The sequence below is a fragment of the [Clostridium] clostridioforme AGR2157 genome (assembly GCF_000424325.1).
Classification (GTDB): domain Bacteria; phylum Bacillota; class Clostridia; order Lachnospirales; family Lachnospiraceae; genus Enterocloster; species Enterocloster clostridioformis_A.
The window spans coordinates 1-10,542 of the sequence record NZ_AUJR01000080.1; the positions used below are offsets into that span (position 1 = coordinate 1).

10 protein-coding genes and 7 pseudogenes are annotated in these 10,542 nt (G+C 49.4%); 8 read left to right on the forward strand and 9 right to left on the reverse strand.

What is annotated here, in order from left to right; genetic code table 11:
- The 3 genes and pseudogenes from G614_RS35195 to G614_RS0122300 form a co-directional block, all read left to right on the forward strand.
- Window positions 1-164, forward strand: a pseudogene (locus tag G614_RS35195) (IS91 family transposase); the annotation flags it as partial.
- Between the two features lie 312 nt (window positions 165-476).
- The gene (locus G614_RS0122295; protein WP_027643688.1) at window positions 477-752 is read left to right on the forward strand and encodes an AbrB/MazE/SpoVT family DNA-binding domain-containing protein; all 276 of its coding nucleotides are present in this window, start codon (window positions 477-479) and stop codon (window positions 750-752) included.
- Window positions 749-1,150 (forward strand): putative toxin-antitoxin system toxin component, PIN family, encoded by a 402-nt coding sequence (locus G614_RS0122300; protein ID WP_027643689.1) that lies wholly within the window; start codon window positions 749-751, stop codon window positions 1,148-1,150. The genes G614_RS0122295 and G614_RS0122300 overlap by 4 nt, the downstream gene beginning before the upstream one ends.
- A 50-nt stretch (window positions 1,151-1,200) precedes the next feature.
- On the opposite strand, the gene G614_RS0122305 is transcribed toward G614_RS0122300, so the two are convergent.
- Together G614_RS0122305 and G614_RS31515 are read right to left on the reverse strand one after the other, a co-directional pair.
- Window positions 1,201-1,386 carry a transposon-encoded TnpW family protein gene (locus G614_RS0122305; protein WP_027643690.1) on the reverse strand — a complete coding sequence of 62 codons (186 nt, stop codon included), beginning with the start codon at window positions 1,384-1,386 and terminating at the stop codon, window positions 1,201-1,203.
- 35 nt (window positions 1,387-1,421) lie between these two features.
- Window positions 1,422-1,871 (reverse strand): annotated as a pseudogene (locus G614_RS31515) (ATP-binding protein); the annotation flags it as partial.
- Between the two features lie 521 nt (window positions 1,872-2,392).
- On the opposite strand from G614_RS31515, the pseudogene G614_RS28580 reads away from it, so the two are divergent.
- The 3 genes and pseudogenes from G614_RS28580 to G614_RS30675 all read left to right on the forward strand — a co-directional run.
- A pseudogene (locus G614_RS28580) lies at window positions 2,393-3,690 on the forward strand (N-6 DNA methylase).
- Window positions 3,680-4,372, forward strand: coding sequence for a restriction endonuclease subunit S (locus G614_RS28585; protein WP_080664598.1), 693 nt, complete (start codon window positions 3,680-3,682; stop codon window positions 4,370-4,372). The pseudogene G614_RS28580 and the gene G614_RS28585 overlap by 11 nt, the downstream one beginning before the upstream one ends.
- A gap of 335 nt (window positions 4,373-4,707) precedes the next feature.
- A pseudogene (locus G614_RS30675) lies at window positions 4,708-5,300 on the forward strand (type I restriction enzyme endonuclease domain-containing protein); the annotation flags it as partial.
- A 220-nt stretch (window positions 5,301-5,520) separates the two neighbouring features.
- On the opposite strand, the pseudogene G614_RS35200 reads toward G614_RS30675, so the two are convergent.
- A pseudogene (locus tag G614_RS35200) lies at window positions 5,521-5,595 on the reverse strand (recombinase); the annotation flags it as partial.
- A gap of 131 nt (window positions 5,596-5,726) precedes the next feature.
- Between G614_RS35200 and G614_RS0122335 the strand changes: the two are divergent.
- Entirely contained in the window at window positions 5,727-6,113 is a 387-nt protein-coding gene (locus G614_RS0122335; RefSeq protein ID WP_027643693.1) for a TnpV protein, read from the forward strand.
- A gap of 57 nt (window positions 6,114-6,170) precedes the next feature.
- Here G614_RS0122335 and cptIN read toward each other — a convergent pair whose 3' ends face one another.
- From cptIN to G614_RS0122365, 6 genes and pseudogenes are all read right to left on the reverse strand, one after another.
- Window positions 6,171-6,608, reverse strand: coding sequence for a type III toxin-antitoxin system CptIN family toxin (gene cptIN / locus G614_RS28590; RefSeq protein WP_044918601.1), 438 nt, complete (start codon window positions 6,606-6,608; stop codon window positions 6,171-6,173).
- A 566-nt stretch (window positions 6,609-7,174) separates the two neighbouring features.
- Window positions 7,175-7,684, reverse strand: coding sequence for a hypothetical protein (locus G614_RS28595; protein ID WP_155245117.1), 510 nt, complete (start codon window positions 7,682-7,684; stop codon window positions 7,175-7,177).
- Window positions 7,685-8,007: 323 nt separating this feature from the next.
- Window positions 8,008-8,277 (reverse strand): annotated as a pseudogene (locus G614_RS28600) (phage replisome organizer N-terminal domain-containing protein); the annotation flags it as partial.
- 106 nt (window positions 8,278-8,383) lie between these two features.
- Window positions 8,384-8,749, reverse strand: coding sequence for a cysteine-rich VLP domain-containing protein (locus G614_RS0122355; RefSeq protein ID WP_027643694.1), 366 nt, complete (start codon window positions 8,747-8,749; stop codon window positions 8,384-8,386).
- Window positions 8,750-8,916: 167 nt separating this feature from the next.
- A pseudogene (locus G614_RS0122360) lies at window positions 8,917-9,210 on the reverse strand (relaxase); the annotation flags it as partial.
- Entirely contained in the window at window positions 9,182-9,580 is a 399-nt protein-coding gene (locus tag G614_RS0122365; protein ID WP_027643696.1) for a plasmid mobilization protein, read from the reverse strand. The gene G614_RS0122365 and the pseudogene G614_RS0122360, both read right to left, overlap by 29 nt.
- Window positions 9,581-9,870: 290 nt before the next feature.
- Between G614_RS0122365 and G614_RS0122370 the strand changes: the two genes are divergently transcribed.
- Window positions 9,871-10,059: a hypothetical protein gene (locus tag G614_RS0122370; RefSeq protein WP_027643697.1), complete on the forward strand. Its 189-nt coding sequence runs from the start codon at window positions 9,871-9,873 to the stop codon at window positions 10,057-10,059.
- The last annotated feature ends 483 nt before the right edge of the window (window positions 10,060-10,542 follow it).

The window sequence follows — 10,542 nt, forward strand, 5'->3', positions numbered from 1 at the left end:
GTTATCTTTCCAGGCTTCTGGATTGGCGTAATTCAATCCTTCTGGCTTTTGGCTATGATCCGCTCAGATGCCCGGAATGTGGCACTTCTATGTTGGTTTTAGAAGTTTACCACAAAAAAACTGCACTATTTGAACGCTATCGAAAGGTTATAGGATATGGATAGCTCCATACGCCTTATTCTTTCTCTACCGTCAGATAGTGCAGCCTAAACCAAAAACAAAAAACTACATAGGCAACGTCATGGCGAAGTTACATCTTCGCTCTTTTGCTATGCCATTTTTTATTTCAAGTCTATTATACACCATTTTGGCCGATTTGCGAAGTTTCCTGAAAAGCAAAAAAGTCACAACTTTATACCCTACACTGGTGTTCACAAATAATTCCATTGGCTCCCGTTGATTTTTTGCGTTGTCTGCGTATAATAGAAGTAGGGAAATCCCTACTTTCCATATTTTCAGAAAGGTGGTGCAAAATCATGTTAGCAAAAGCGTTTGTAGACAATGCAAAAGTCATGGCAAAAGGACAGGTCACAATCCCGAAAGATGTTCGGGACGTTCTCGGTGTAGCAAGCGGCGACAGGGTTACATTCGTGGTCGAGGGCAACACAGTTCGTATCGTTAATTCTGCTGTCTACGCCATGCAAATGCTTCAACAGGAAATGGCCGGAGAAGCAGAACGTACCGGCTTGACTTCGGAAGATGATGTGATGGCGCTTGTCAAAGAATTGCGAAATGAGGACGAAAAAGCATGAGAGTTTTGATAGATACCAACGTCCTCATTTCTGCGGCGTTAAGCGCCAATGGTACGCCTTTTCAGGCGTATGTAAAAGCAGCGTCCTATCCCAATCATGGACTGATCTGCGAGCAGAACGTGGACGAAATGAAACGGATTTTCAACAAGAAATTCCCGAACCGTCTGGCTTCGCTGGATAAGTTTCTTTCTGTGGCTTTGCTGACTTTGGAATTAGTCCCGGTTCCAACAGATGAGGATATGACAGAAACACAAATCAGAGATGTAAATGACCGTCCTATCCTGCGGGCAGCGATTGCGGCAAAAGCCGATGTGCTGCTTACCGGCGATAAGGACTTCCTGGAATCTGGTGTGCAAAATCCAGCGATTATGACACCGGCTGAATTTTTGAATTATTGACTTGTTGCAAAAGGCTGCGGGCCGGGGTGAAAACTCCCGGCCCGCTGTACTTACATCTGCTGTATCTCGTTTTTCAGCATACGCTTGATTTTATCGCTCATGGTTTCTGTGCTGGTGTCGCTGAAATGAACGCGCACCTTGTAGGTGGTCTTGCCGATTTTCTTCACAAGCGCGGGCGCGTCCTCCGGCCCTCTGGCCGGGGCTGCTGTCTGCTGGGTACGGGATTCTTCGCTCATGGGCGCTCCTTTCTCCGGGGCCTGCCCCCGGCCTTTCAGTTGGGTTTACGGTTTACAAGGTCTTTCGCCGCCTCTTTGGTGGCCCCGGCGTTTTCCTCCCGGAAATTCTTTCCAGCAAAGAGGATAGGGGCGCACCGTTCCAGTATGCGGTCATAAATCCGGGCATGGGCCAGATCGGGCGGGTTCTTCAACTCGGACAGTTTTAGATTGGTCGTGATTATCATGGGCCTCCGGCTGCGGTAGCGGCTGTCAATGACGAAAAACATCTGCTCCATCACGTAGTCGGTGCTGCGCTCCACGCCTAAATCGTCGATGATAAGCAGGTCGTATTCATCCAGACTGGCGATAAAAGAGGCCCTGTCCTCGGAAAACATCCCGATCAGCCGGTTCAGGATAGAGGCCATGTATTCAGACAGCTTTTCGATGTACTGGCTCCATACCGTGGGGAAGTCTGCCTGTAACTCGGCCAGTTCCCTGTCACTTAGAAAAACATTCTGGTAACGGCCATAGGTGCGGGCGTTCTCATACTCTCTATTCTCTATACTCTTATCTCTAATATCTAATCTCTTATCTCTAATCTCTGGTGGACAAATGTCCACTTCGCCGGATGGAAGCAGTTTTTGACGTTTCAGGCGCATACGCTCTTTCTTTTTCCTTTCCCCCTCGGTCGAGGACTGGCCGATCAGCAGTTGAATGTCGGCCATGTAGTAGGCGCCATCGGTTAAAATCTCCACAAGACCAAACTCTAAAAACACAGGCTTACAACGAAGCTGGTTTCATTAAGGAACTGGAACAGAAAATTGCTGCCACTGCCGCCACAGGAAAGGAAGCAAAGCAGACCGTCCGCAAGCTGGAGAACCACATCAAAGACCTTGCAGAAATTATAAAATATGCGGAACAGTACAAAGCAAACAGGGCTTACAATATCGCCTACAAAAAGGCTAAACGGTATCAGGAACTTGTAGAGGAAGGCGATGGGTTCGAGGATGACCGTGATGCCTATACGATGGAGAATGTTTTCTTCGTGCCGGAGGATGCCAGGTGGAGCACCATTGCCTCCGCTGCCCATACACCGGAGATCGGCACGGTTATCGATAATGCTATGAGGGCTATCGAAGCCGAGAACAAGATACTTAAGAATGTCCTTCCGAAGAACTATGCCAGCCCGGATTTCGATAAGAGAGTGCTGGGTGATGTCGTGGACATCTTCACAAACAACATAGATATGCACGATACCACAGAGAGTGAAGATCTCCTCGGTCGCACCTACGAATACTGCATTGCACAGTTTGCAGAAAAGGAAGGTGTCGGCGGCGGAGAATTCTATACGCCGTCCAGTGTCGTTAAAACGCTTGTCTCCATCCTTCGTCCGTTTGACAACTGCCGTGTATACGATTGTTGCTGCGGCTCTGGCGGTATGTTTGTGCAGAGCGCAAAGTTATCCAAGCGCATTCCGGCAAACGTGGTGCCATCGCTGTCTACGGTCAGGAGGCAAACGCCGACACCTGGAAGATGGCAAAGATAAATATGGCGATTCTCGGTATCGACGCAGATTTTGGTCCCAATCAGGCGGATACTTTCACGAACGATCTGCACCCGACTTTGAAAGCGGACTTTATTCTTGCGAATCCGCCCTTCAACTATCATCCGTGGAACCAAGAGAAGCTGTTGGAGGATGTGCGCTGGAAATATGGCATTCCGCCTGCGGGCAATGCCAACTATGCATGGATTCAGCACATGATTCATCACCTTGCACCAAATGGAAAAATCGGTCTTGTACTTGCGAATGGTGCCCTTTCCACGCAGTCCAGCGGCGAAGGTGAAATACGAAAGAAAATCATTGAGATGATTTGATTGAGGGCATCATTGCCATGCCCGACACAGCTTTTCTATAGTGTAACCATTCCCGTTACCCTGTGGTTCATTACCAAGGGCAAGAAGCAGAAAGGCAAGACGCTCTTTATCGATGCCCGTAAGATGGGACACATGGTTGACAGAAAGCATAGGGATTTTTCCGAGGAAGATATTCAGAAACTGGCGGATACCTTCGAGGCATTCCAGAACGGGACGCTTGAGGATGTAAAGGGCTTCTGCTCTGTTGCGACTCTGCAGGATATTGCAAAGCAGGATTATATCTTGACGCCGGGACGCTATGTGGGCATCGAAGAGCAGGAAGATGATGGCGAGCCGTTTGAAGAGAAAATGGCAAGGCTGACATCGGAATTGTCCGATATGTTTGCCAAGTCCCATGAACTGGAGGATGAGATCAGGAGAAAATTGGGGGCGATTGGGTATGAAATATAATCTTGCGGATATATGTGAATACGCCAAGGGCAAAGTCGATGTTGCTATCCTGGGTGAAGAAACCTATATATCCACGGAGAACATGATGCCCAACAAGGGCGGCATCACAAGTGCATCTTCATTGCCGACCATAGTACAGACGCAGGCGTTTCTCGCCGGAGATGTGTTAGTATCAAATATCAGACCGTATTTCAAAAAGATATGGTTTGCCGAGTTCGATGGCGGTTGCTCTAACGATGTTCTTGTGTTTAGAGCAAAGGACGGCGTGAGTAAGCGGTTTCTGTACTATGTTCTTGCTGACGATACATTTTTTGATTATTCGATGGCTACCTCAAAAGGTACGAAGATGCCTCGTGGGGATAAATCAGCCATTATGAAATACGAGGTTCCTGATTTTACATACGAGGAACAGGAGAAAATTGCAGGAATATTGGAGGCGCTCGACAGAAAAATACAGCTTAATACAGAAATAAACGATAATTTATTGCAGCAGGCGCAGGCTCTTTTTAAAGAACGATTTCTGTTTCATGATGGAATACCAGATGGCTGGAAAGCTTTAACGCTTGGTGATGTTTCTGCACGAGGAACGATTGGATTTGTATGCTTACGCCATTACACTTTCTGTATTTCGATACTCAATTTTTTGCGTGGCAGACCATTTAATTTTGAGCGTTCCACTTAGGTTTGCCCAAGCAGACAAATATGTTTGTGGAATCAAATGGTGGTATTTGGATTGTATGATAATCCCTCCATCCTGTGCTGGTATAAACGATAATTTAGCGGCTTAGAGCTGGATACCGGATACATCAATTTCTCCGGACATCAGCCGCGGTAGCAGGGTATCTCTTATATCTGCAAGTTTGTTGTTTTCATCCTGATTTGCCCACATCTGCTGAAATAGTGGTGATACAGTTTCAGTAAATGCGGTCATTTATGAAAAAGAACTGAACGCTGCCCTGCGTCGACTGAATCCGACTATGCCGGAGGATGCCATCGCAGATGCACTATTCAAACTGAAAATTGCTTAAGCAGAGCGTAAAAAGCGATGGTGTTATTAACCTGTTTTCGGATGTGTCCGAGGAGTTTTCCCTGTTTGATCCAAAATTTCTTGAAGAAATCTCCAAGATGAATCTTAACGGAATGCTTACCAACGAGCAGGTCATTGAAGAACTCCTAAATCTGGCAAAGCAGATACAGGCAGCGCAAAATGAAGGTGAACAGCTTGGGCTTACTGCTGACGAACTGGCATTCTATGATGCACTTACGAAGCCGCAGGCTATCAAGGATTTCTATGAGAACGAGGAATTGATCGCCATTACAAAAGAACTGGCGGACGCCTTGCGGAGCAATCGGACGATTGACTGGCAGAAACGTGACTCTGCCAGAGCAAAATGCGGATGATGATAAAGAAGCTTCTTAAGAAGCACCGTTATCCGCCAGAGGGTATGGATGATGCAGTTCAAACGGTTATGACACAATGCGAACTCTGGACGGATAATACCGACATGGACATGCGGGAACATAAAGCAACAGTGTATGATTTTACACCGAAACAGGAAACATTGATGGTCGCTGAAGAATCTGTTCCCTATGGAAAGAAAGATGAATGATGATACAGCTTGGTAGCTCGTATTTACCTTTTTATTATCCGTAAACATTTTTATTTTGACTTCGGAGTGGGTTCAAGCGGCTCTCGCAGTCGCTCCGCCATATCGAAGCATAAAAAAAGAAGGCTTTCGGCAGACCGTCCAAATCTGCTGAAAGCCTTTATTTTAGCCGTATTTCTACACCCATATGCGCTGAGCATTGTATCAATTTTCGGTTATACATATCGGTGTACCAGCGCAGATTAGTAAAACCGTTCTGCTTGGCGTAGGTTTCCAAAATCCGCTTCTGAGAGCTAATATGTAAAGGGTGGAGTCAGCCACCAAATACATATGACTGCGGCTCATTTGTGGTGAATGTAACTTGCAGTTATAGGAAAGGAGTAAAAAGTCCGTATTTGCAAGCATTTCAACATGAAAGGAGCCAATTTTATGAAGTCACTGTATGAACGCATGGGCGGTACATACCGCCAGGAGGGAGACTATCTCGTCCCCAATCTCACCCTACCAGACGCCAGCACATACTGTCTCGGCAAATATGGCCGTATGCGCCGCCGCTACCTAAAAGAGCATCACTCCGCCTTATACAGCACTATGCGCTTGAGTGGGGCGCTCCACCAACATCTTGCCGAGATAGACCGGACCTGTCACGAGCGCATGGAGCGCATCTGCATCGCTATGGCAGAGCGGGAGGGCGTGACCGAGGCTCTGAAAGCCTCCGACCAGCTTGAATGGGTACGCCGCATGGACAGCATTCATAACCGTTCGGAGGAAATCATCTATGCTGAATTGGTCTATGCAGAAGATTGGAGGGCTTGATGATGAAGAAAAATGTTTTATTATTTGTATCAGGAATGATCACTACGCTGCTGTTAGTCAGCCTGCCTGTCTTGCCCCCCGCTTTGCCATACTCAGAACCTCGCGAGCGTTTTTTATCACATCTGTTGCTATGCGGTCATCAATCCGTATGGGCTGGTTATTTTTATCTATGTAAGCGGTCAGATACTTCTCTGTTGCCGGACACATATTTTGGATAAGAAAGGCGGTGTGTCTGCCTAATACGGTTCCAAAACGGATAGTATTGCATTTTCCGTATTTTTGAATTTTCTTTTCCTCAATCTGTTTGAATTTTTCATACTTTGAGGAAATCGGAACAATCCAATAGATTTCCGGTATTTTAGAATCAGGGAACGCGAAGAAACAAGGACGGCTGTGCGGAACGCCGTTGATCATATCCTTGTTTTTCATCAGCCTGTCATCAGGAAAGTCCAGATAATATTGGTCAGATAAAAAATACAACTGAGCTTGCAGCATAAGGCAGACCCTCCCACACAGAAAGTAACGCCCTGCCTTTCGACAGGGCGCTACAAAAATCCCGAACTTTTGTAAGCCGCATATCGGGGAGCGAACACTATTTGTAGTCCTGACCATTTATAAGCCGCATATCAGGAAGCGAACACTATTTTGTGGGCATCTCCGCCCTCTGCTATTATTATACGCAGCGGCGGGATTTATGTCAATGATTTTTTCATAGCCAGGGTTGACAAGCAATGAAGCCGAGACTATAATTAAATCCACAACCGAATAGCGTATATAAGACATATTTGAACCAGCAGATACATAGACCGGCCGCAGAAAAGCTCTGTGGGCGATTTTCGTGTATCTGCCTTTTTAACCGCTTTGCCCAGCCTGCGCTGGCCTGGGCCCATCAGAAGGGACTGACGCCCTCCGAGGGATGGTTGGGTCCCAGAGATGCTGTAACCTTGGCGGAGGCAGAGCAGATAATGCAGGCGATGAGCAAGTAGGGCGGCAACCACGCAATAGCAAACAGGACCGGCGCGTTTTCTTTGCGCCGGTCCTGTTCGTTTCTTGTGTTGGCATCATTCGCCCAAGTTTCTGCCGTGTCTCCAGCCGCCGTGACCGCCGCCGTTACCATGATGTCCGTTCCCCCAGCTGCCGGACGGCGGGGAATCACTGCCGCTATCAGACGACAAGCGGTCGATCATATCCCGAATCTCCCGCATGGTCATGCCCTGCACAGCTTCGGGCGTGACATCCGGGTCGAGAAGCTGCAATTCCAAAAAGGCTCTGTATTTTCCACAGGAAAGCCCTGCTTCATGGGCGGCGTCCGCCTCCTCGGGCTGTGCGGAATAGCAGTCGATATTGCCTTGGCCCGCCGCACATGTTTTGACCCCCGAAAGGAGCTTGGCGGACTGCTGCCCGTCCGGACCTACCACCGTAATGGCAATCACCTCGCCGCCGGACAGAAGTGCCGTGACGCTGTCATGGTGCAGGATCTGCTCCACGGCCTGGGCGTAATTCTTGTATTTGACATCCAGCGCGTCGGAGAGCGCCTGTCCGTCCTCGTTAAAGCCAGTTATGGCAATCACCCGGTCAAACCGGTTGACGCTCAATTCAAGGGAAGGGTTAATATCAATGCTGATTGCCGCCGTGGGTGTGAAGTAGAGCCAGCGGCCCCCAAGCAGCGCCAGCAGCATACACGCACAAGCTGCGGCGTAAGCGGGATATCTGCGCCGTTTGGCTGGAGCCTTGGCGTAGCCCTGGGTCCGCTCCACAAGGAATACCGTTCGATGGCTCGGATCGCCTCCTGCTCGCTCCGCATAACCGCTCCTGTTGTTTACCAGCCACGGACTCCCCGGAAACCGTTTCCCCGACCGCAGTGGCCGCCGCGCCCGTAACCGCAGCCCCGGCCCTGGACAAGCCCCAGCTTCATAAAAATCTGCAAGGCTCGCTCTACGGTGCCGACCTGCTGGCGGGTAATGGTGGCAATCATCTGGGCGGTGTAGGGGATATTTTCATCAAGTTGCAACTTCCCGCCGTTTTTCAGCGATTTCAAGTACAGTTTCAAGAGAATGTTGGAATAGAGTACACCGTCCTGCATACTTTCCAGCAGTACAATGGCGTCCTCGTCAAAGTAATTCTCTTTCAGCTTGAGGTAGTAGTATTTTCGGTTGTCTGACATAGTTCCTCCTTTGGGTGGATTTGGGGCCACGCATTAGGACGCCGTTTCCGGGGGAAAAGGATAAATGTATCAAGCCCCCGTCGAGGGCGGGCAAAAAAGCCTTGATTTATGCGGGGTTGAAAGGCTCTAAAGCGTGACATCTCTGCCTTTGTTTCCGCTTTCGCTCGGCGGCTCGGATTTTCTTCATGCGTCCGGCGCAGTCGGGGCAGTATTTCCCCCGGTTGGATTTGGGGACGAAAACAGCCCCGCAGACCGCACACCGTTTCCGGCTCCCCCGGTACAAGAGGGCTGCGGCCAGTTCCCCGTCAAGGGGCAGGACAGCCACACGGAACCAGCGGCACATGAGGGAAAAGGAAATGCTCTGTACACACACGCAAGGCTCCCCGTCGTCTAAAAGCAGGCAGTTCCCCTCGTCGTAGTTACAGCACTCATGTACCAGCCGCCGCGCCCGCCGGTGCTGCCGGTAGTCCATGCGGGGTAGGTTATCGCTCGTGGCTCTGCTCCTTCCTGCGGCGTGGCTCGTCCCGGCGCAAGATCTGGTCGATATTGCTCTTGACGGTCTGCAACTCCTTGACGCACTGCTTCTGTTCCCGGTAGCTGTTGTAAAGGCTGTCTTTCTGGACGATAAGCTGCTCAATCGGTCAAGCCGTTGTCCGGTCCGTCCCGTGGGTCAAAGCTGATGATGTAGTGGTGGCTTTTCACATCTTCCCGCCGCTGGTTCTTCCCGTAGGGGAGATTGGAGCGCATACAGGCAACGGCAAAATCTTCGCCGCCGCAGTTCAGCGTGGACAGCCGGTAGTCCTCGCGGGGGATAAGCCTGCCGTTTTCATCAAGGACGGACTTCATGGTAAACTCGTCATGCTCAAACAGCAGGTATTGTTCGGCGGCTCCGTAGTCGGCGTTCTTAGAGTTGATATGCTTGAGTGTTGCCAACCGCGTCACCTACTTTCTTTAGGACTTCATACTTGAGGGCGGCAAGGTCGGCTATGGCGGCGCGTACCTCGCTGGACAGCGTGTTATATGGCACGCCGTACTCATTCAGATAGCGGGCTATCTGGTTGAGGTTGCCGCCGATCCTGCCGTACTCGGCTGTGAGCTTTCCGACGGCGGAAAGCAGTTCGTCATTGACCGCCGACACATGGACAACGGGGCGTATGGTCGCCCGCCGTATCGCCTGCCGGAGAAATTCGGACTGGCTGATACCGTAGACAGCAAGCCGTTCTGTGAAGTCGGCGTATTCATCTTCGGACAGCCAGGTTTTCACAACGCGGCTGCGGTGGGGCGTGTTGTATCGCTTTGGCATAGGCTGTAAACCTCCTTTCACTTGTCACAAAAAACACACCTATCTGTTAGCCATTTCCGGGGCAAAAGTGAGAAAAAACTTTTCGCCGGACGGAAATATTTTTGCGGCGCAAGCCGCATAGCAGGGTTTGGGGAAGGCACTCCCCAACAAGTTTCCCGCGAGGGGCAAAACCGCATGCCCGCTTTTGGCTTTCTTTTTTTCCTTTCCGCCAAAGATACAAATGACAGGGGCTTTTCTGCCCGCTTTCCTTTCCCTACTATGACACCGGTGGGGCGGTGTTCTGCCCGCTTATGGGAAATATTTTTCCTTTCACTCCCTACAACACCGGAAAAGAGGAAATTGACGGTAATTTTCAAAATTTTTTCTCTTTGTTCTCTAATACAGGCGGGAAAGGAAAACGCCAAAAATGGGTGCAAAAAAAGCAGCAAATCTTTTCAGACTTACTGCTCGTTGTGCCACTGGCAGGCGGCAAGGTGTGAAGTTTTCCATTATCAGTCAAACCGAAATTTGAACTGGTTTTCTATCTGGACATCACAGTTCCTACGGTTCGCCTCTGCCTGCAAAAATTTATGGAATCCGGGGTAGCGGCAGCTCTGGAAGATTCTCACGGGCGGGGACGAAAAGCAGAAATATTTGATGATTCCAAAGCCTGGGTAGTAAATATTGCCTGCCAAAAACCAACCGCTTTTGGCCTTGCCGCCGAACTATGGTATCCTGCCAGCCTGACAAAGTATGTAAATTCCGTTGCCCAAGCCCAGATGTTATCTATAAGCAATTGGAACTCTGTTTTGACAAAACTGGCAATTTTATCCCATTTGCGGGGGAGAGACAGCTGTCCATACATTATCTTATGATGAAAAGCCAGGGATTCAGGCAATCGCAACCACTTCAGAAGACAGGCCGCCTGTCCCGGAGGGAGAAAATTTGTCTACAGTTATGAGGGACTACGAATATAAGCGTTT

Excerpts from the sequence above, each read along its gene's own strand:
- G614_RS0122295 (WP_027643688.1), top strand. The coding sequence starts at position 477 with ATGTTAGCAAAAGCGTTTGTAGACAATGCAAAAGTCATGGCAAAAGGA.
- G614_RS0122300 (WP_027643689.1), top strand. The coding sequence starts at position 749 with ATGAGAGTTTTGATAGATACCAACGTCCTCATTTCTGCGGCGTTAAGC.
- G614_RS0122305 (WP_027643690.1), bottom strand. The coding sequence starts at position 1,386 with ATGAGCGAAGAATCCCGTACCCAGCAGACAGCAGCCCCGGCCAGAGGG.
- G614_RS28585 (WP_080664598.1), top strand. The coding sequence starts at position 3,680 with ATGAAATATAATCTTGCGGATATATGTGAATACGCCAAGGGCAAAGTC.
- G614_RS0122335 (WP_027643693.1), top strand. The coding sequence starts at position 5,727 with ATGAAGTCACTGTATGAACGCATGGGCGGTACATACCGCCAGGAGGGA.
- cptIN (WP_044918601.1), bottom strand. The coding sequence starts at position 6,608 with ATGCTGCAAGCTCAGTTGTATTTTTTATCTGACCAATATTATCTGGAC.
- G614_RS0122355 (WP_027643694.1), bottom strand. The coding sequence starts at position 8,749 with ATGGACTACCGGCAGCACCGGCGGGCGCGGCGGCTGGTACATGAGTGC.
- G614_RS0122365 (WP_027643696.1), bottom strand. The coding sequence starts at position 9,580 with ATGCCAAAGCGATACAACACGCCCCACCGCAGCCGCGTTGTGAAAACC.
- G614_RS0122370 (WP_027643697.1), top strand. The coding sequence starts at position 9,871 with ATGGGAAATATTTTTCCTTTCACTCCCTACAACACCGGAAAAGAGGAA.